Genomic DNA, 18,488 nt, shown 5'->3' with positions numbered 1-18,488 from the left:
GCCAGGAGCATAGCTGGGTAGCTACGTGCGGACGGGATAAGCGCTGAAAGCATCTAAGCGTGAAGCCCCCCTCAAGATGAGATTTCCCAATTAGTAAGACCCCTTGAAGACGACGAGGTAGATAGGTTGGAGGTGGAAGTGCAGCAATGCATGGAGCTGACCAATACTAATCGGTCGAGGGCTTATCCTAATATTCTGGAGTTTAGGCTTTAGGAGCAAATGCAAGTTTCGAACTGCAAATTCATTCGTATCTAGTTTTCAAGGATTAAACCTTGTACTGATTTTATGTTGCAAACCCTTTATAGGGATGTATATTTTGTTGTGGTATTAACAAAGTAGACAAGCAGCACAAAGATCCTGTTTGGTGGCGATAGCGGAGGGGTTCCACACGTACCCATCCCGAACACGACCGTTAAGCCCTCCAGCGCCGATGGTACTTGGACCGCAGGGTCCTGGGAGAGTAGGACGTCGCCAAGCAGTCAAGAAATACCGTTGATTTCGATCAATGGTGAATCTTTTCATAATTATCAAATCTTGAATACAACATAAAGCTGAACACCGTTTGGTGGCGATAGCGGAGGGGTTCCACACGTACCCATCCCGAACACGACCGTTAAGCCCTCCAGCGCCGATGGTACTTGGACCGCAGGGTCCTGGGAGAGTAGGACGTCGCCAAGCAGAATACCACTAATCATGTGGTTTTTTTTTGCCTAGATTATATAGGTGTACAGATTAGGGCCCTTAGCTCAGTTGGTTAGAGCGTTCCTCTGATAAGGGAGAGGTCGGTGGTTCGAGTCCACCAGGGCCCACCATGTAATTTCATATATCCCAATTATCCCATTATGGGGCCTTAGCTCAGCTGGGAGAGCGCCTGCCTTGCACGCAGGAGGTCAGCGGTTCGATCCCGCTAGGCTCCACCATATTCCCTGATAGCTCAGTTGGTAGAGCACTCGACTGTTAATCGAGTTGTCACAGGTTCGAGCCCTGTTCGGGGAGCCATTAAGGCCCGTTGGTCAAGCGGTTAAGACACCTCCCTTTCACGGAGGTAACAGGGGTTCGATTCCCCTACGGGTCACCATTTTTAATATAATTGTTATGCTAGATTCGGAGGCTTAGCTCAGCTGGGAGAGCATCTGCCTTACAAGCAGAGGGTCGGGGGTTCGATCCCCTCAGCCTCCACCATTTTTATAATTCAATATGCTTATTAATGACGCGGGGTGGAGCAGCCCGGTAGCTCGTCGGGCTCATAACCCGAAGGCCGCAGGTTCAAATCCTGCCCCCGCAACCAATATGGCTCGATAGCTCAGTCGGTAGAGCAGAGGACTGAAAATCCTCGTGTCGGCGGTTCGAATCCGTCTCGAGCCACCTTGAAAAGTTTGTGAAAGTTGTATGGATGCGCCGTTGTAGCTCAACTGGTAGAGCAACTGACTTGTAATCAGTAGGTTGGGGGTTCAAGTCCTCTCGACGGCACCATATTTAACTCAAGAGAAGAGAAACCGTTTTGGGGATTAGCCAAGCGGTAAGGCAACGGACTCTGACTCCGTCACCATAGGTTCAAATCCTATATCCCCAGCCATTTATATGAGTCATTAGCTCAGTCGGTAGAGCACCTGACTTTTAATCAGGGTGTCGAAGGTTCGAATCCTTCATGACTCACCATTTCTTTATCAGTGTGCGCGTGTGGCGGAATTGGCAGACGCACTAGACTTAGGATCTAGCGTTTCACGACGTGGGGGTTCAAGTCCCTCCACGCGCACCATATGTTTGCGGACGTGGCTCAGCGGTAGAGCATCGCCTTGCCAAGGCGAGGGTCGCGGGTTCGATTCCCGTCGTCCGCTCCATTTTTTCTTCATGTATTTGCGCCCTTAGCTCAGCTGGATAGAGCGTTTGACTACGAATCAAAAGGCCAGGAGTTCGAATCTCTTAGGGCGCACCATTAATTTAAAAATTATGTATATGCCGGTGTGGCGGAATGGCAGACGCGCACGACTCAAAATCGTGTGGGAAACCGTGGGGGTTCGAGTCCCTTCACCGGTATACATCGGGACGTAGCTCAGCTTGGTAGAGCACCTGGTTTGGGTCCAGGGGGTCGCATGTTCAAATCGTGTCGTCCCGATTCTTTTATTAATGCGGGTGTAGTTCAATGGTAGAACTTCAGCCTTCCAAGCTGATAGCGTGGGTTCGATTCCCATCACCCGCTTAAACAGTGTAGTAACTTAAACCTTTGCAGAGCAAAGGTTTTTTGTTTGCTCAAAATTAAATATAGGCGTAATTTTTTTGCTTAAGTGCTTGAACTATGGGCATCTTTACAATCAATATTTCAGATTATGTGGTAAATGTACTATATTCGGAGATTTTCCATCTAAGCTTCTAATGAATTTGTTACCTCTTTATGGTATCCTAAGATAAATTTAGTGGACACTATAAATTGGAAGTGCAGTCCTGCACTGGTGAAGGAGAGATGCACCATGAGTATCGTACACGATGTTACAGAACTTATAGGTCAGACACCAATGGTAAGATTGAATCGAACGGTTCCTGAGGGAGCAGCAGAAGTATATGTGAAGTTGGAGATGTTCAATCCTTCAGGGAGCGTTAAGGATAGAGCAGCGTACAATCTAATTGATGCTGCTGAGAAAGATGGGTTACTTTCCCCAGGGGGTACAATTATTGAACCGACTAGTGGGAACACGGGGATTGGACTAGCTATGATAGCGGCGGCTAAAGGGTATAAAGCGATTCTTATCCTGCCAGATAACATGTCCAAAGAGCGGATCAATATTCTGAAAGCCTACGGTGCAGAGGTTGTTCTCACACCAAGTAGTGAAAGAATGCCTGGTGCCATTGCAAAGGCGCTTGAGCTCAGAGAGCAGATTCCAGGAAGCTTTATTCCACAACAGTTCGAGAACCCAGCCAATCCAAACATACATCGCACCACGACAGCACCAGAAATATTAGAACAAATGGATTACCGCTTGGATGCATTTGTAGCAACAGCAGGTACTGGAGGTACGATTACCGGTACGGGGGAGACATTACGCACACATTTACCCGATATACATATTGCAGTGGTTGAACCGTTGGGATCGCCCGTACTGTCAGGTGGTCAACCGGGTCCACATAAATTAGTCGGGACCAGTCCCGGTTTCGTTCCAAGTATTCTGAATACAAGTGTGTATGATGAAATTATTCAGATTTCTGATGAAGAAGCGGTTGGGATGATGAAAGACCTAGCACGACTAGAAGGTATTCTTGTTGGACCGTCTTCCGGAGCTTCCGTATATGCAGCAGTAGAAATAGCTAAGAAATTAGGCGCAGGTAAAAGAGTTGTCTGCATAGCGCCAGATACGGGTGAACGTTACTTGAGCATGGAATTATTTTAGAGAAAAAAACAAATAAACCGTTGAGGACTATTGTAGCTCATGTCTTCAACGGTTTATTTGTGTCATAGTAGAATACACGCACAGAGATATATTGCACTTAAGTGTTGTAGTATCCATGTGACTAATCTCTAGGATAATTCACTCTCATAATATCTAGAAAGGGTACCTTGATTAATTCATGTTCATTCGCAATATGAACTAATCGAGTACGTGAGTCCATGATGGTGATCCGTCCGCGTACAAGTTCTTCCCGTCCCCAAACCGTTAGTTCAATTTCACTGTCTTCATTTTTTGCTTCAACTAATTGGTTCCCTAATTCTTCTAATTCAAATTCGTCCCGTGTAGGTCTTTTTGGAACTCTTGCCTTAGCCATATACAACCCTCCCCTTACACAACAAAACACTCTCTTAAGTATACCGTCATTTCGAACCCAAGTCATTGGCAATAGGATCAAGTGACGAACCTTCTTCTCCCAATAGGAGAATGTCTATGGTATGAGGGACCTTTCTAACGTCTTATATGCAATTGGAATAACGATATGATTATTATTCCTGTCATCTCACGATTATAGTGGAGAGTCATAACGCTCTCGAAGCGTTGCCACCATCTTCATGACCTCTTCTTGTTCGGGTATATATAATGAGTTCGTTCTTGTAGATAAGTTATTTAACATCTGTTGATCTGAAATCACATGTTTCACGGCCTCAGCGAATGTTACGGTTGGGTCGGTGCCCATATCTATGAGTTCAGCAAGACTTGCTGTACTAGCATCTGTTACGAGTGGATATTGAGAAGAGTCTGCATCGACTGCTGCACGTTCGTAGAAACATTTTACAAGTTGAGCTCTTTCTTGACCAGAACCATTAACAATGACGAACGCTTGTACAATATAAGCATGTGCTTGTCTACGTTGTGCGATACCGCAGAACTTCCGTCCGTGAATACTTAAATCGAAATCGCCCGGGCAATAAGCACCCACAATTTCACCTTTATCTACATGAGAGCCTGTTTGTAATAGCGCTTGTTGAATCAAGCTATACATCTTTTCGAAATCACGATGGAAATGGGTATCTGCTGATCCATGTTTAGGCATAATTAAAGAGATATTAACGACACCAAGGTCAAGTGGTACTGCAGCACCACCCGAATTCCTTATCGCCACTTGGTATCCCTGGGATGTGATCCATTCGCGCCCCTTGTCAGCATATGGGAGACGGCTATCTCGAAGGCCCATAATAAAGGACTGAGGATGACGCCATAGATGGCAGAGTGCAGGTCCTCCTTTACCAACTTGTTTGCAAAGGAGTTCGTCCAAGGCAAAAGGATAAAGCGGATCAATCTCTGATAGATCATTCATTCGATCTAGAATTAACATATGTTCTAGGTATGAATTGTCGATATCGTTCACAGTAATGGTCCCCTTTGTAGGATATAATAAATTTACGTTCATTCGGAGTTTCCTTTATTCTATCATGTTCGTAAAGTGTATATTTCAAATGATAAAGCCTAATTGAAAATAGATAGTTATGGTATGATATGGTTTATACAGTTTTTATATTGGAGAGATAAAGTAGGTGGTTATAATGACGGGCGTATTGGATATCATGTCGATGCTGACTGAGGAGAATATGAGACACATGCTGGAGAGGTACCGTGAATTCGGTCCTTTACCAGGTATTCTTTTAACATTTATGAAATCATTCATTCCTCCGTTACCCACGCTTGTTATCGTAGGGGTTAACGCGGCTGTGTATGGATTGTGGCTTGGATTCTTATATTCGTGGATAGGTATGATTAGTGGGTGTCTGGTGACCTTCCTCATCGTACGCAAAGTGTCCTCGTATCCCTATTTTACAAGATGGGCTCTCAAGCCAAAAGTCGCTAAGAGTATGATATGGGTTCGGCGGAATGCTTTCAGCTACGTGTTTATATTAAGTCTGTTTCCGGTGGGACCGTTTGTTGTGGTTAATACAGCAGCAGCGCTAGTACGTATGAGGCTAAGTTCTTTTCTAATAGCTGTTATTGTTGGTAAAGGCATCATGGTATTCTATGTCTCTTACATCGGGCATGATTTGAGAAGTTTTGTAGAGCATCCTATTCAATTGGTATATGTTCTTGCATTTATCGCGGCATCATTGTTCATCATGAAGAAAGCAGAAGCTTATTTTACAAGGACTCCGGTAGAGTCAAATAACACTGTAAAATAATTTCCTAGAGCACTTTCTATTCGAATTAGATGGTTTTCGCCAAGGCGGAGGCCATTTCTTATTGTTACGGTTGGCATTCTGTTATTGTTGTAAACAACAAATTTAATGAGAGACAAAGGTGGGAAACGTATGAAAAAAGTAGGCTTGGTCATGAGGAAGATACAATTTGCAGAGTCTCAAGGTCCACGTGTGTTTGCAGACCGCTTGAAACAGGTAGGTGAGGAATTAGGCGTGGATATTGTATTTATATCACCTGAGCGTCATGTGAGCGGGCATGATTGGATTCCAGGTTATGAACATGAGAAGGGGGATTTGGTTAATTACGATATTGTACTAGATCAGATTCACTCACAGAACATTGATCATGTCATTTATACGGTGTCTGGATTCACTTATTTGAAGATGTTCATTAAGAATAGTGTACTGTTCCCTCATAGCTTCCCCGATCCAGCACTGACAGGGTACGAGATGATGAAGCCTTTTTATCAAATGGTGGACAAGGCAGTGGTACAGACGGAATTTCTTAAGCGGGAACTAGATCGGAACTTTGGCGTTGAGGATGTGACAGTGATCCCAATTGGATTCAGTGAGGAGTTAGCTGAGCGGCATTTTGACCCTACACAAATTGTTGATAACCGCGTGCTGTGGATTGGACGTGACGAGGAGAATAGACGCCCAGATCTAGTGCTAGAATATGCGAGACAGAACCCAGATAAGGAAGTATTCATGGTGTTCGGTGGGATCAGGTACAAAGAAAGTATGAAGAAATATGATATTCCTCTAAATGTGACCTTGAAGTTCGCTCTAACGCAAGATGAGATATTTCAACTTATGAATTCTTCGAAGGTGTATTGGAGCTGTTCGAAATTCGATACCTTTGCTATGCCTCTAACGGAAGCTTTGGCTATGGGAAAGATCATAATTAAACCTGAACATCCATGTTACGATCATATTAGTTCAAAACATGCTTTCTCGGGGAATGAGAAGAATTGGTTTGAATTAGTTAATATGGCAGTAGCCTCACCTAACAAATACTCCTTAGACAATCGTCACTACGGATTCGAGAAGTTCTCTAGTCGTGTGATGAAAGAGGGGTACCGTCAATTTTTTGATACATGGCTTAAGTAGTTTGCATAAAGGATGATAGTGATGACATTGAAGACATTCCTGAATCTAGTCGAGATCAGGACCAAGCTTGCAAGCATGATTCCCTTTTTCCTAGGGAGCGTGTATGTAGTATTCCGATTTGAGGAATTTCAAATAGCTAATTTCATATTAATGTTCGTATCGTTGCTCACGTTCGATATGTTCACAACAGCAATGAATAATTACTACGATTTCAAAAAAGCTAGAAAAAAAGAAGGATATGGTTATCAAGAGCATAACGCCATCGTGAAGTTCGGACTGAAAGAATCGACGGTAGTGACTCTAATCATTACGTTATTTGTAACAGCTGTGGGTACGGGGATGTGGCTCGTCTTTAATACGGGGATGGTTGTTTTCTTAGTGGGAGGATTATCTTTCTGTGTAGGGATATTATATTCGTTCGGTCCGATCCCTATTTCTAGAATGCCGCTCGGTGAGTTGTTCTCTGGATTGTTTATGGGGTTCGTCATTATTTTTGTTGCGACATTCATTCATGTAGGAGATCAACTGGTTGTGATAGCCTTTGACCAACAAAACCTGACCCTACAGATCGACATGCTCGAAGTATTACTGATCTTCCTCATTTCTATACCCGCGATTCTTTGTATTGCTAATATTATGCTAGCAAACAACATATGTGATATGGATGAGGACGTAGAGAATAAAAGGTACACACTTCCGGTGTATATCGGTAAAAGCAATGCGCTCAAGCTATTCAGATTTATCTATTATGTTTCTTATCTAGATCTGATTGTATTGTTGTTCTTGAAGGTGAATCCAATGATCGTGGTCCTTGTTCTTCTTACCTTAATTCCACTGAAGAGAAATATTAGCGTATTTATGAAAAAACAAACCAAGCAACATACCTTCGGGTTAGCGGTTAAGAATTTCCTCATTACGAATATGGCTCGCATCTTAGTCTTTAGCGTAGCGATTGTGCTAGCGTGGTAGTAGAATTTTCGTTGAAAAGGGATATGCATAGTGATGCATATCCCTTTTTGTATGCAGTCAAAGCATTTGTTATATGTGATTGTTAGGAATTGACTGGAGTAAATGCCTTATCAGCAGGCACATATTCGTAACCTAAGTCACGAGCTACTGCGACATATGTGACGTTTCCATTGATGACATTAGCTCCACTTGCAATGGCAGGATTACTGCGGAGTAGTTCTTGAATATCATGATTAGCCAGTTGTAACGCAAATGGCATTGTGGCATTGGTTAAAGCAATCGTTGAGGTTTGCGGTACAGCACCAGGCATGTTGGCAACAGCATAGTGGACTACGCCATGTTTCACATAGGTTGGTTGATCATGTGTAGTGATATGGTCAATCGTCTCTACAATTCCACCTTGATCAATAGCTACATCAACAATAACAGACCCTGTTGACATCGATTTCACGACTTGTTCAGACACCAATTTTGGTGCTTTAGCGCCAGGAATTAGAACAGCACCAATTAATAGATCTGCTTCTGCGACAGACTTAGCAATGTTAGATGGGCTAGAGACGAGTGTCTTAATCTGATTACCAAATATATCGTCTAATTGACGTAAACGTCCTACGTTCAGATCTAATAGCGTAACATCTGCCCCGAGTCCGATTGCGATCTTCGCTGCATTTGTGCCAACAATCCCTCCACCTATAATCGTAACCTTCCCTCGTGCTACGCCTGGTACACCTGATAATAGGATTCCTTTGCCCCCATGTGGTCTCTCAAGTAACTGCGCACCGATCTGAGCTGCCATCCGCCCAGCAACTTCACTCATAGGTGTTAGGAGCGGGAGAGTACCGTGAGACGTAACAGTCTCATATGCGATGGCAGTGACACCAGAATCAACCAAGGCTTTGGCAAGAGCAGGTTCTGCTGCAAGGTGTAAATACGTAAAGAGAATTAATCCTTTTCGAAAATAACCATATTCACTAGCGAGAGGTTCCTTTACCTTCATAATCATGTCGGATTGAGCCCACAACGTGAAAGCTTGTTCGACCATAATAGCGCCAGCGGCAGTGTAAGCATCATCAGGGAAGCCACTTTCTGCACCAGCATGTGTCTCCACATATACGGTATGTCCATGTTGAAGGAATTCTGCCACGCCTGAGGGGGTAATGGCTACCCGATTTTCATTGTTTTTAATTTCTTTTGGAATTCCAATTCTCATTGTAGATCGCTCCTTTACTCCATTTATTATATGCATATACGAACGAACAAGTTGTGTGCATATCCTACCATAAAATGATGCCCATATATAGATCCAAAATATCAGCCATACAGGAAATAGGTTTGTTCTATTTTTGAATAGAAAAAGGCTATTAGACGTGAGATACGGCTCGTGCTAAAGTAATACCAAGTTTAATCCATACTTAACATGTAGGAATTATGTAATATATTTATGGAGCGTTTTTTTGAAGCTGGGATTAAGAAGCAACGCTCAAAAAAGCATATGCTTCCGAGGTTAGTTTTTAAGAAGCTGATCCAAGAAGCGTTTGCTTAAAAACTTTAAGGAGGAACAATCATGGCCAAACAAAAGAAGTTAAAGCTTGGAGCGATCATTCACGGGGTTGGCGGGAATCCCGCAGCTTGGAGACATCCTGACGTACCTTCAGATGCAAGTGTGAATTTCAATTACTATAAAGAGCAGGCATTATTGGCGCAGGCTGGAAAGTTCGATCTCGTATTTATTGCGGATGGGTTATATATTACGGAGAAGTCGATTCCTCACTTTCTTAATCGGTTCGAGCCGATTACGATTCTTTCTGCGCTGGCTGCAGTCACCTCCAATATTGGGCTTGTTGGGACACTATCCACTTCATACAGTGAGCCATTTACAGTCGCTCGGCAATTCTCCTCTCTAGATCACATCAGTGGAGGTCGCGCAGGTTGGAATCTGGTGACTTCTCCGTTAGAAGGGTCAGCTAAGAATTACAGTAAAGAGGGTCATCCATCTCACCCGGAGCGTTACAAAATTGCAGATGAATATCTCGAAGTGACCAAGGGGTTATGGGATTCATGGGAAGATGATGCTTTTGTCCGCGATAAAGAATCCGGTGTTTTCTTTGATCCTGAGAAGTTACATGCGCTGGAACACAAGGGGGAATTCTTTTCCGTAGAAGGACCATTGAACATAGCGAGGTCTAAACAAGGGCAGCCCGTTATATTCCAAGCAGGTTCATCAGATGATGGGAAAGATCTAGCAGGTAAGGGTGCGGACGCGGTGTTTACGGGTCATGGGAACATTGAAGATGCTAAAAAGTTCTATGCAGATGTGAAAAAGAAAGCCAGCGAGTACGGACGTTCACCTGATGAAGTTCTTATTTTCCCTGGTATCGGTCCAATTGTAGGTCGGACGGAAGAAGAGGCAGAGCGTAAATACCAAGAAATTGCGAGTCTAGTTACGATTGAGAATGCATTGAACTACTTAGGAAGATTCTTTGAGCATCATGATTTCTCACAATATCCACTCGATTCACAGTTCCCGGATTTAGGTGACTTAGGGGCTAATAGCTTCCGTAGTGGGACAGATAAGATTAAACAGGATGCCAAGGAGAATAATTTAACACTTCGTGAAGTGGCACTTGGAGCCTTGACACCTAGAGGGAATTTCATAGGAACACCTGAGAAAATCGCAGATTTAGTCCAGCAGTGGTTCGAAGAAGAAGCGGCAGATGGATTTATTATTGCGACTGGTGTCCCTAGTGGATTGACTGACTTTGTTGAACTAGTTGTTCCTATTCTACAAGAACGTGGAATTTATCGCACAGAATACGAATCTGATACATTGCGTGGCAATCTAGGCTTGTCGATTCCTGAGAATCGTTACGTTAAGAAGAAAGTTACCGTAGAGGCTTAAGGAAATCGTCAGATAGATATGATTGAGGTATGGATAGGGGAGATACAGATGCTGAAATTGCAAAATAATTGGTTGAAATACGTTGTCGTGGCGATGGTTTTGAAATGACGAAGTAAACACAATTCGTAAAGCTTAAGCCAATGCTTACGAAGTTAGTTTTACTTCGTAAAACTTAAGCTAATGCTTACGAAGTCAGTTTTACTTCGTAAAACTTTAGGAGGAATTATATCATGTCAACGAATCCAAAGATTATTGTGTGGAGTAAACCGGGCTGTCATTATTGTTCAGAGGTGAAAACATACCTTGAGGCTAACGATTACAGCTATGAGAATATAAATGTGGAAGGTAACGATATTTTACGTGATGTATTAGAGGTTAAATACGGTGTGCGGCATGTTCCAGTCGTAGAGATTGATAACGATGGGAAGTTCGAAGGTGTTACTGAAGTTGGGTTAGAGCATCTGCAAACCGTGTTAACAAGTCATTTGATATCATAAGAAAAGGCTGTTTGAAGGGACGCTATTATTCGCTATTATTAAGGGTTTTTTATCCTGTCTCGTTAACGAGATGGAATGAAAGATCCCTTTTTCACGTTGTCCTAGTGTTATGCGATGAGGTATCTAGGTTGCTTCAAGAAATTCATCTTGAATTATTCTATGAAATTGCTGTAAGATAATAGAAAATTATATAACCAAGTTATTTTATAGGATAAGTTGTAAATGTGAAGGATTATTGCTAAGGAGGGGATTTGGATGAATATTGAGAATTTGGAGGCCTTTGTTTATGTGATTCATTATGGGAGCTTCAATAAGGCAGCAGATATGTTATTTCTATCCCAGCCTTCGGTAACCGCGCGAATACAAACACTGGAACGAGAATTGGATTGTAAGCTGTTTGATCGTTTCGGGCGACAGATTCAATTAACGGAAAAAGGGAAACAATTTCTTCCCTATGCTCAGCAGATATTACAAACCTACCAAAAGGGTAGAGTACAGCTCCACAAACAAAAAGCTTTACCGAACGTTGTCAGAATTGGCTGTACGATATCCGTAGCTAACTACATCATCCCAGATGTACTACCCGTTCTCAAGACTAACTACCCTGACCTGACGTTTAAACTTAGCGTAGCGACCACTGACGATATTATGAATCAGGTACTGAATAAGGAGCTTGATGTTGGATTTGTTCGTAATGTGGCACATCCGCATCTTCAATCCATTAAGTTATATACAGATCCAATTACGTTGTATGTGCACGAGGGGCATTCTTTTATTGATAATTATGAGGTGACGATTAAAGATATTGAACAAGAGGCTTTAGTATTTTTTGAATGTGGTGCATTGGATTGGTTGCAACTACATCGCGTCTTTGAGAATTTAGACAATCCTCCCCAGATTGAGTATATGACAGATAACTTAGAGACAGCTAAGAAATTAGTTCTGAACAAAGCAGGGATTTGCTTTCTGCCCAGTCTATGTGTGAGCAAGGAAGTATCGGAGGAGAAGTTATTTCCTATTTATTTTCCGGAAGTGTCCAACATTTCATTGCAAACCAATCTGATTAACCTTCATGGAGAGAATAGCACGGTGTATAACTCGCTTTTGGATATGGCTAAGGAGATTCTTCTCAGCAAGCAATCATTTTTGAAATCTTAATTTGAGAGAAGTGTTAAACGTTGAATATCAGATGAGTACCGGAATAGTCATTTATATTCTGGTTTTTTTGTGTATGGCTGATGGTTCTAACTCGCAATCATGGTGTGAAGAAAATAGAAACTCCTCTGAAAATGTATGTTTACACCTGAAGTTAGGAAGATTAAATGATGCTTGCCAAATTAATACATGTATCTCTCCTTAATAAAAATTTGATATACTAATATGTCTACTCAAAATGGACATTTAATACCATATACTCAACTAGATGGGAGCCGCATAAATGTTGCAAACTTTACAAAACATGATTGACTTTATAAACAGTATAATGTGGTCGAAATTACTAATCATTATGCTTATCTCGTGTGGTCTGTATTTCACCTTTAGAACGAAGTTTCTACAATTTCGTCTATTCAAAGAAATGGTGCGCCTATTAAGTAAATCTACGGGTGGCCCTCGTGATGGTATCACTCCGTTTCAGGCATTTTGTATTAGTATGGCGGCTCGTGTGGGAACTGGTAATATTACAGGGATCGCGATCGCGATCGCACTTGGAGGTCCGGGTGCTGTGTTCTGGATGTGGGTAATTGCCATTATTGGTTCAGCATCAAGCTTTATCGAGAGTACGCTAGCACAAGTGTACAAAGTCAAAGATAAAGATGGCTTTCGAGGTGGACCTGCCTATTATATGGAACGAGGATTAAATAAACGGTGGATGGGCGCGCTGTTCGCTATTCTAATCACATTGTCTTTCGGACTGGTATTTAATGCAGTGCAGTCGAACACGATTTCACTAGCTTTTGAGAACGCTTTTGGAACGAATCGTTTAATGATCGGAATAGTTATGGCTGCGGTATTTGCTGTTATTATATTTGGTGGCGTGAAGCGTATTGCTAAGATGTCTGAATATATTGTCGTTGTGCTAGCGGTACTGTATATCGGTATTGCTGCTTATATCGTGTTAGTTAATATTGGACAAGTTCCAGCAGTGCTTACACTGATCGTTAAGAGTGCATTTGGTATTGAACAAGTTGTAGGAGGTTCTCTTGGAGCAGCGCTCATGCAGGGTGTGAAGCGCGGATTGTTCTCGAATGAAGCAGGTATGGGGAGTGCTCCTAATGCGGCAGCGACGGCAACTACAAGCCATCCTGTTAAGCAAGGGCTGATGCAAGCCTTAGGCGTCCTTGTGGATACATTGCTGATTTGTACAAGTACAGCTATGATCATTCTACTTTCTGGGGTAAATACGGGATCTGGTGTAGGCGGAATCGAATTAACACAAGCGGCACTAAGTTTTCACATCGGCTCTTGGGCGTCGGGTTTCTTAGCCTTAATGGTGTTCTTATTCGCCTTCAGTACGCTGATCGGTAATTATTATTATGGTGAGACTAATATTGCATTCCTGAAATCCAATAAAATCTGGCTTAGCATTTATAGATTTGGTGTACTAGGAATGATTATATTCGGATCAGTGGCGAAAGTTAAGTTAGTATGGGATCTCGCTGATTTATTTATGGGGTTCATGGTTATCGTCAATCTGATTGCCATTACTATGCTTTCTAAAGTAGCTTTTGCCGCACTAAATGATTATATGAAGCAGAAGAAGGAAGGGAAAGATCCTGTCTTTACGCGAGAGAGCCTGCCTATGCTGGATGATTCTCATAGGGTTGAATGCTGGGATTCGCAAGTACCATCATCTAAAGCAGAGTAGTTAATAGGCACGGTCTTAATGAGGACAATCACTGAAAATGGAATATAAATGATGAAGAAATAGACTACTGTATGGCGAGTAGTCTATTTTTTTTGTCCACTTTGTTCAACAGCCCCCCAATATAATGCCTATCGACTTTAAATGTGCTATTGAAATATCAAATCATGATATAGAAAACCTCTATTAGCTACCCCGTTGACGGGAACAACGCATGGTTGTAAAGTTAATCCAACACTAAATCATACAAAACTTATAGGAATTATGAGGTTGGATTATTTTATTGTAGAGAACGTAAATTGGGGAGGAATAAGAATGAAGAAGCTAGCTGTGATAAGCGCTGTAATATTACTAATGGTAATGTCTACAGGGTGTGGATCAAAGAACAATGGGGAAGTTGCACAGGGGGATAAGGCAAGCGGAAGTTCTACAGAAGTGAAGAAGATCCTTGTCGGCACAGGTACGCAGTTCCCGAATGTCTGCTTTATTGATGAGGACGGCAAATTGACTGGGTTCGATGTTGAGCTTGTGAAAGAAATTGATAAATTGCTGCCAGAATATGAATTTGAATTTAAGACGATGGATTTCGGTAATTTATTACTAAGCCTAGAAACAAACAAAATTGATTTCGTCGCTCACCAAATGGAAAAGAATAAAGAGCGTGAAGAGAAATTCTTATTTAACAAAGAACCATATAGCATTTTCTTATCCAAAGTAGCGGTGCTTAAGGATAATAATACAATCAAGTCGATTGAGGATTTGAAAGGTAAGAAGGTACTTACTGGGCCAACAAGTAACCAAGCTACTTTCTTAAAAGAATATAATGCAACACATGATAATGCCCTTGAAATTGTGTATTCCAGTGGTGAGGCCAATGATGAAGTAGCACTATTTGAGAACAAGCGTGTTGATGGTACGCTTTCCACGGATTTTGCAGTTAAATACTATCTCGGATCTGACGGTAAGCCTGCTTTGAAGACCGTTGGCGAGCCACTCATTCAATCAGATGTATTATTCGTATTACGTAAGGATAGTCAAGAATTGTCAGATAAGCTGGATGAAGCAGTTAAGACGTTGAAAAGCAATGGTACGCTAGCTAAATTAAGTATCCAATGGCTGGGTCAAGACTTTACGAAGAGTTTAGCTGAAGAAACTAAGAAATAAAAAAAGAGTTTCTAGATGTAAACTATGAACTTATAAGGAGGGTGTAAATGCTGTGGGCGGACAATTTGATATACATTATGTATTTGATTTCTTACCCAAATTACTGTCATACCTGCATATCACCCTATTGATCGTAGCAGGCTCCATATTACTTGGTCTCATCATCGGATTTATAGTGGCGTTGCCCAGATTATACAATGTCCCAATCTTGAAAAGAGTCTCTCAAGTATATGTATCATTCTTTCGAGGAACCCCTATTCTGATTCAGCTATTCCTTATTTATTATGGGTTACCGGAATTGTTGAAATTAATTCATGTGGATACCTCAAGGACAAATGTGCTTATATTCGTTATCGTGACCTATGCCCTGCACAGCGGGGCATTTATTTCAGAAGCAATACGCGCCGCAGTGAATGCAGTTGATCGGGGGCAGATAGAGGCGGCCTATTCGGTTGGAATGAGTGGCTACCAAGCATTGACGAGAATTATACTTCCTCAGGCGTTATCGATATCTGTACCGATTCTTTCTAACCTAGTTATCGCCAATCTGAAGGATTCATCTCTAGCGTTTACGTTAGGTGCTATGGAAATGACGGGGAAATCACAGACTTTAGGATCAGCCACACGTCATTTTGTTGAGACCTATATTGCGTTATCTCTAATTTATTTCGTAATTAGTACAGTTCTTGAAAGAATATTCTTCTATTTGGAAGCTAGATTGCTAAGGCATGAACGGCAAATTATTGAGAAGGAACGATCATCGAAAAGGTGGATTGGGTGGCGTAAAAGAGAGATAGCACGGTTAGAGAAGGGGGTTGATCCACATTGAAAATTGACCCGCTGTTCATTCTAACGGCTTTGCTAAGTTTGTTTAAAGCACTCCCAACGACATTAATTATTACCGTGGTCTCTGTATCCATGGGGTTGATTATTGGTTCAGCGGTTGCGCTTATTCGGATATACAAAGTACCGGTTCTGCATAGAATCGCTACTGCTTATGTCATGTTCATTCGGGGTACGCCCATGTTGATGCACTTATTTCTTATTTATTTCGGACTTCCGATGCTTATAGATGGGATATCAGAAGCTTGGGGACTCCCTTTTCAATCCAATCAAATTCCGTTAATCGGTTTTGTGTTTATTTCTTTCTCTCTAACGGCAGGAGCCTATATGTCAGAGGTCATTAGAGCGGGTATCATCGCCGTTAATCGTGGACAGATAGAAGCTGCCTATTCCGTAGGGATGACAACTGCACAAGCATTGAGAAGGATTGTTCTTCCTCAAGCATTATCGGTTTGCCTCCCGAATCTCTCTAATAGCCTGATCGGTATGCTACATGCATCTACGCTTGCTTTTGCCGTGTCAGTGGTGGATATTAACGCGCAAGCACAAATCGTAGCGGCAAACAATTGGAAGTTTCTTGAGTCCTATATTGCAGCAGCACTCCTCTTCTGGGGAATGACGGTTCTCATTGAGAGAGCAACAAGTAGGCTTGAGAAACGGATCAATAATCACAATCGAGGTGGTGTAGCATGATTAAACTGACCAACATATCCAAGTCATTTGGTAAACATGAAGTGTTACATCAGATCAATCTGACCGTGGAAAAAGGGGAAGTCGTTGTTATTCTAGGACCGAGTGGATCGGGTAAAACAACGTTGCTTCGTTGCATTAATTATTTGGAGAAACCCAATGAGGGGCAGATTGAGATTGGTGATTTCAACCTCGATTACAAACAAGCCAACAAGAAGGATATCCACAATCTTAGACAAAGATCAGCGATGGTGTTTCAGCACTACAATTTATTTAAGCATAAGACCGTACTTGAGAATGTGATGGAAGGGCTTGTTGTAGTTCAGAAGTTCTCAACGGATGAGGCTAAGCGCAAGAGTATAGAAATGCTTGAGAAGGTGGGACTTGGTACGAAGCTTGATGCCTATCCTAGTCAATTATCAGGTGGACAACAACAGCGTGTAGGTATTGCACGAGCATTAGCGCTTAATCCAGAAGTGATTTTATTTGATGAGCCTACTTCAGCACTAGATCCTGAATTAGTCGGCGAAGTGTTAGATGTTATTCGTAAAATCGCCAAAGAAGGCATCACGATGATTGTTGTTACACATGAAATGGGATTTGCTCGTGATGTCTCTAACCATGTGGTCTTTATGGATGAGGGTGTCATCGTTGAAGAGGGAAGACCACAAGATATTTTTGGTGCACCTAAGGAAGAGCGGACAAAGCAATTCCTGAAACGCATCACTTCAGAATGGGCGTATTCCATATAAATGCGTGTTCAAAATATGACTTTTTGAACAACCACTAAAAGAGGAAATATAAAGGGAGCGGATGATTCGATGGGAGTAAAGCTTAGTATATTAGATCAAAGTCCAGTATTTGAAGGTGATACTGCTGCGATTGCTTTTCAGAATACAATTGAACTCGTTCAACTAGCTGAAGCGTTAGGTTATCACCGATTCTGGGTATCAGAACATCACGATTCTGATCAAGTTGCTGGGTCATCACCAGAAGTACTGATCTCCTATTTATTAGCTAGGACACAATCGATTCGGATTGGTTCGGGTGGTATTATGCTTCAACATTATAGCCCATATAAAGTAGCCGAGAATTTCAATGTCTTAGCGACATTAGCACCTGGGAGAGTAGATTTAGGTGTTGGGAGAGCACCTGGAGGGCTTCCTCGTTCCACGAAGGCACTTCAACAGGGAATTACCGAAACACCGTCATTAGAGCACAAGCTAGAAGAACTAGAACAACTCATTCATAACCAACTGGATGACGATCATCCTCAAAGTGGCTTACGAGCAACGCCTAATCCAGTACAACCGGCTGAACTTTATTTGCTTGGAGCTAGTGTGTCTAGCGCAGAATCTGCAGCGGATCTAGGGCTTCCTTATGTATTTGCTCAGTTTATTAATAGTGATCCTATGATTGCTGAGAATGCCTTTGCGGCATATCGGAATCGGTTTAATACAAGCAAGGGTACCGAGCCACAGCTAATTTTAGCGCTGTCTGTCATTATCGCGAATACAGATGAGGAAGCGAATGAATTAGCCGGGGAACAGAAGTTAATTAAGGTACATTTAGATAGCGGGAGGTCTGTGACTTTAGGTACAATAGAAAAAGCAGAAGAATTTGGAAATCAATCGAACGAAGGTTATCGGATCGATATTCAAGATGCTGCAATTGCCAAAGGATCGAAAGAGACGGTTCGACAACATCTGCTTAATCTTCAACAACAATATGGCATCGAGGAGTTCGTCGTTACGACAGCTATAAAGGATTTCTCCAAGCGAATTCATTCTTATAAGTTGCTAAAGGAAGCTTTCTCAGAGGTGCTAGTAGAGGGTGAATAACAGT

General features: G+C 42.1%; 16 protein-coding genes, 16 tRNA genes and 3 rRNA genes. 32 read left to right on the top strand and 3 right to left on the bottom strand.

The window, feature by feature from the left end; translation table 11 throughout:
• From BW961_RS22255 to cysK, 20 genes are all read left to right on the top strand, one after another.
• A 23S ribosomal RNA gene (locus BW961_RS22255) occupies positions 1 to 190 on the top strand; the annotation flags it as partial.
• Positions 191 to 360: 170 nt separating this feature from the next.
• Positions 361 to 477: ribosomal RNA gene (rrf, locus tag BW961_RS22250) — 5S ribosomal RNA — on the top strand.
• A gap of 84 nt (positions 478 to 561) precedes the next feature.
• A 5S ribosomal RNA gene (gene rrf, locus BW961_RS22245) occupies positions 562 to 678 on the top strand.
• Positions 679 to 735: 57 nt separating this feature from the next.
• Positions 736 to 812, top strand: a tRNA-Ile gene (locus BW961_RS22240).
• 32 nt (positions 813 to 844) lie between these two features.
• Positions 845 to 920: transfer RNA gene (locus BW961_RS22235), tRNA-Ala, on the top strand.
• Positions 921 to 923: 3 nt separating this feature from the next.
• Positions 924 to 999 (top strand) — tRNA-Asn (locus BW961_RS22230).
• A gap of 4 nt (positions 1,000 to 1,003) precedes the next feature.
• Positions 1,004 to 1,078 (top strand) — tRNA-Glu (locus BW961_RS22225).
• A 28-nt stretch (positions 1,079 to 1,106) separates the two neighbouring features.
• Positions 1,107 to 1,182: transfer RNA gene (locus BW961_RS22220), tRNA-Val, on the top strand.
• Positions 1,183 to 1,211: 29 nt separating this feature from the next.
• A tRNA-Met gene (locus tag BW961_RS22215) sits at positions 1,212 to 1,288 on the top strand.
• A gap of 4 nt (positions 1,289 to 1,292) precedes the next feature.
• Positions 1,293 to 1,365, top strand: a tRNA-Phe gene (locus BW961_RS22210).
• 32 nt (positions 1,366 to 1,397) lie between these two features.
• Positions 1,398 to 1,473: transfer RNA gene (locus BW961_RS22205), tRNA-Thr, on the top strand.
• Between the two features lie 29 nt (positions 1,474 to 1,502).
• Positions 1,503 to 1,576 (top strand) — tRNA-Gln (locus BW961_RS22200).
• Between the two features lie 7 nt (positions 1,577 to 1,583).
• A tRNA-Lys gene (locus BW961_RS22195) sits at positions 1,584 to 1,659 on the top strand.
• A 15-nt stretch (positions 1,660 to 1,674) separates the two neighbouring features.
• A tRNA-Leu gene (locus BW961_RS22190) sits at positions 1,675 to 1,759 on the top strand.
• A 7-nt stretch (positions 1,760 to 1,766) separates the two neighbouring features.
• Positions 1,767 to 1,841: transfer RNA gene (locus BW961_RS22185), tRNA-Gly, on the top strand.
• 18 nt (positions 1,842 to 1,859) lie between these two features.
• Positions 1,860 to 1,936, top strand: a tRNA-Arg gene (locus BW961_RS22180).
• A 22-nt stretch (positions 1,937 to 1,958) separates the two neighbouring features.
• Positions 1,959 to 2,037 (top strand) — tRNA-Leu (locus BW961_RS22175).
• Between the two features lie 5 nt (positions 2,038 to 2,042).
• A tRNA-Pro gene (locus BW961_RS22170) sits at positions 2,043 to 2,116 on the top strand.
• A 13-nt stretch (positions 2,117 to 2,129) separates the two neighbouring features.
• A tRNA-Gly gene (locus tag BW961_RS22165) sits at positions 2,130 to 2,200 on the top strand.
• 268 nt (positions 2,201 to 2,468) lie between these two features.
• A complete protein-coding gene (gene cysK, locus BW961_RS22160; protein ID WP_068583519.1) occupies positions 2,469 to 3,383 on the top strand; it encodes a cysteine synthase A in 915 nt (304 codons plus the stop codon).
• A gap of 121 nt (positions 3,384 to 3,504) precedes the next feature.
• Here cysK and BW961_RS22155 read toward each other — a convergent pair whose 3' ends face one another.
• Positions 3,505 to 3,756 (bottom strand): YolD-like family protein, encoded by a 252-nt coding sequence (locus tag BW961_RS22155; protein ID WP_068583521.1) that lies wholly within the window; start codon positions 3,754 to 3,756, stop codon positions 3,505 to 3,507.
• A gap of 192 nt (positions 3,757 to 3,948) precedes the next feature.
• Positions 3,949 to 4,833, bottom strand: coding sequence for a lipoate--protein ligase family protein (locus BW961_RS22150; RefSeq protein ID WP_068583525.1), 885 nt, complete (start codon positions 4,831 to 4,833; stop codon positions 3,949 to 3,951).
• A 133-nt stretch (positions 4,834 to 4,966) separates the two neighbouring features.
• Here BW961_RS22150 and BW961_RS22145 point away from each other — a divergent pair, with 133 nt between their 5' ends.
• From BW961_RS22145 to BW961_RS22135, 3 genes are all read left to right on the top strand, one after another.
• Complete coding sequence (locus BW961_RS22145) at positions 4,967 to 5,590, top strand: TVP38/TMEM64 family protein (protein WP_068583528.1); 624 nt, start codon at positions 4,967 to 4,969, stop codon at positions 5,588 to 5,590.
• Positions 5,591 to 5,719: 129 nt separating this feature from the next.
• Complete coding sequence (locus BW961_RS22140) at positions 5,720 to 6,718, top strand: glycosyltransferase (RefSeq protein ID WP_068583531.1); 999 nt, start codon at positions 5,720 to 5,722, stop codon at positions 6,716 to 6,718.
• 21 nt (positions 6,719 to 6,739) lie between these two features.
• Positions 6,740 to 7,687 (top strand): 1,4-dihydroxy-2-naphthoate polyprenyltransferase, encoded by a 948-nt coding sequence (locus BW961_RS22135; RefSeq protein WP_068583534.1) that lies wholly within the window; start codon positions 6,740 to 6,742, stop codon positions 7,685 to 7,687.
• 82 nt (positions 7,688 to 7,769) lie between these two features.
• Here the strand turns inward: BW961_RS22135 and ald are convergent, their stop codons facing one another.
• The gene (gene ald / locus BW961_RS22130) at positions 7,770 to 8,897 is read right to left on the bottom strand and encodes an alanine dehydrogenase (protein WP_068583536.1); all 1,128 of its coding nucleotides are present in this window, start codon (positions 8,895 to 8,897) and stop codon (positions 7,770 to 7,772) included.
• Positions 8,898 to 9,251: 354 nt separating this feature from the next.
• Here ald and BW961_RS22125 point away from each other — a divergent pair, with 354 nt between their 5' ends.
• From BW961_RS22125 to BW961_RS22085, 9 genes are all read left to right on the top strand, one after another.
• Positions 9,252 to 10,586, top strand: a complete 1,335-nt coding sequence (locus BW961_RS22125; RefSeq protein WP_068583538.1) for an LLM class flavin-dependent oxidoreductase — start codon at positions 9,252 to 9,254, stop codon at positions 10,584 to 10,586.
• A 230-nt stretch (positions 10,587 to 10,816) separates the two neighbouring features.
• Positions 10,817 to 11,083 (top strand): glutaredoxin family protein, encoded by a 267-nt coding sequence (locus tag BW961_RS22120; protein ID WP_068583540.1) that lies wholly within the window; start codon positions 10,817 to 10,819, stop codon positions 11,081 to 11,083.
• Between the two features lie 255 nt (positions 11,084 to 11,338).
• Positions 11,339 to 12,241 carry a LysR family transcriptional regulator gene (locus tag BW961_RS22115; protein WP_068583544.1) on the top strand — a complete coding sequence of 301 codons (903 nt, stop codon included), beginning with the start codon at positions 11,339 to 11,341 and terminating at the stop codon, positions 12,239 to 12,241.
• A 280-nt stretch (positions 12,242 to 12,521) separates the two neighbouring features.
• A complete protein-coding gene (locus BW961_RS22110; RefSeq protein ID WP_068583547.1) occupies positions 12,522 to 13,949 on the top strand; it encodes an alanine/glycine:cation symporter family protein in 1,428 nt (475 codons plus the stop codon).
• A 312-nt stretch (positions 13,950 to 14,261) separates the two neighbouring features.
• Positions 14,262 to 15,110 (top strand): transporter substrate-binding domain-containing protein, encoded by an 849-nt coding sequence (locus tag BW961_RS22105; RefSeq protein WP_068583550.1) that lies wholly within the window; start codon positions 14,262 to 14,264, stop codon positions 15,108 to 15,110.
• A gap of 52 nt (positions 15,111 to 15,162) precedes the next feature.
• Entirely contained in the window at positions 15,163 to 15,939 is a 777-nt protein-coding gene (locus BW961_RS22100) for an amino acid ABC transporter permease (RefSeq protein WP_068583553.1), read from the top strand.
• Positions 15,936 to 16,646: an amino acid ABC transporter permease gene (locus tag BW961_RS22095; protein ID WP_068583556.1), complete on the top strand. Its 711-nt coding sequence runs from the start codon at positions 15,936 to 15,938 to the stop codon at positions 16,644 to 16,646. The genes BW961_RS22100 and BW961_RS22095 overlap by 4 nt, the downstream gene beginning before the upstream one ends.
• On the top strand, positions 16,643 to 17,395 hold the full coding sequence (locus tag BW961_RS22090) for an amino acid ABC transporter ATP-binding protein (RefSeq protein ID WP_068583559.1): 753 nt from the start codon (positions 16,643 to 16,645) through the stop codon (positions 17,393 to 17,395). Before BW961_RS22095 ends, BW961_RS22090 begins: the two co-directional genes overlap by 4 nt.
• 69 nt (positions 17,396 to 17,464) lie before the next feature.
• On the top strand, positions 17,465 to 18,484 hold the full coding sequence (locus BW961_RS22085; RefSeq protein WP_068583562.1) for an LLM class flavin-dependent oxidoreductase: 1,020 nt from the start codon (positions 17,465 to 17,467) through the stop codon (positions 18,482 to 18,484).
• Positions 18,485 to 18,488: the final 4 nt, after the last annotated feature.

This window comes from Paenibacillus macquariensis (assembly GCF_900156375.1).
Taxonomy (GTDB): Bacteria; Bacillota; Bacilli; order Paenibacillales; family Paenibacillaceae; genus Paenibacillus_AQ; species Paenibacillus_AQ macquariensis.
This window is presented reverse-complemented; position numbering and strand designations above follow the sequence as displayed.

Bases quoted from the DNA above. Each gene is read 5' to 3' on its own strand.
- BW961_RS22120 (WP_068583540.1), top strand. From the start codon at position 10,817: ATGTCAACGAATCCAAAGATTATTGTGTGGAGTAAACCGGGCTGTCAT.
- cysK (WP_068583519.1), top strand. From the start codon at position 2,469: ATGAGTATCGTACACGATGTTACAGAACTTATAGGTCAGACACCAATG.
- BW961_RS22105 (WP_068583550.1), top strand. From the start codon at position 14,262: ATGAAGAAGCTAGCTGTGATAAGCGCTGTAATATTACTAATGGTAATG.
- BW961_RS22090 (WP_068583559.1), top strand. From the start codon at position 16,643: ATGATTAAACTGACCAACATATCCAAGTCATTTGGTAAACATGAAGTG.
- BW961_RS22135 (WP_068583534.1), top strand. From the start codon at position 6,740: ATGACATTGAAGACATTCCTGAATCTAGTCGAGATCAGGACCAAGCTT.
- BW961_RS22110 (WP_068583547.1), top strand. From the start codon at position 12,522: ATGTTGCAAACTTTACAAAACATGATTGACTTTATAAACAGTATAATG.
- BW961_RS22145 (WP_068583528.1), top strand. From the start codon at position 4,967: ATGACGGGCGTATTGGATATCATGTCGATGCTGACTGAGGAGAATATG.
- ald (WP_068583536.1), bottom strand. From the start codon at position 8,897: ATGAGAATTGGAATTCCAAAAGAAATTAAAAACAATGAAAATCGGGTA.
- BW961_RS22085 (WP_068583562.1), top strand. From the start codon at position 17,465: ATGGGAGTAAAGCTTAGTATATTAGATCAAAGTCCAGTATTTGAAGGT.
- BW961_RS22125 (WP_068583538.1), top strand. From the start codon at position 9,252: ATGGCCAAACAAAAGAAGTTAAAGCTTGGAGCGATCATTCACGGGGTT.
- BW961_RS22115 (WP_068583544.1), top strand. From the start codon at position 11,339: ATGAATATTGAGAATTTGGAGGCCTTTGTTTATGTGATTCATTATGGG.
- BW961_RS22150 (WP_068583525.1), bottom strand. From the start codon at position 4,833: ATGAACGTAAATTTATTATATCCTACAAAGGGGACCATTACTGTGAAC.
- BW961_RS22140 (WP_068583531.1), top strand. From the start codon at position 5,720: ATGAAAAAAGTAGGCTTGGTCATGAGGAAGATACAATTTGCAGAGTCT.
- BW961_RS22155 (WP_068583521.1), bottom strand. From the start codon at position 3,756: ATGGCTAAGGCAAGAGTTCCAAAAAGACCTACACGGGACGAATTTGAA.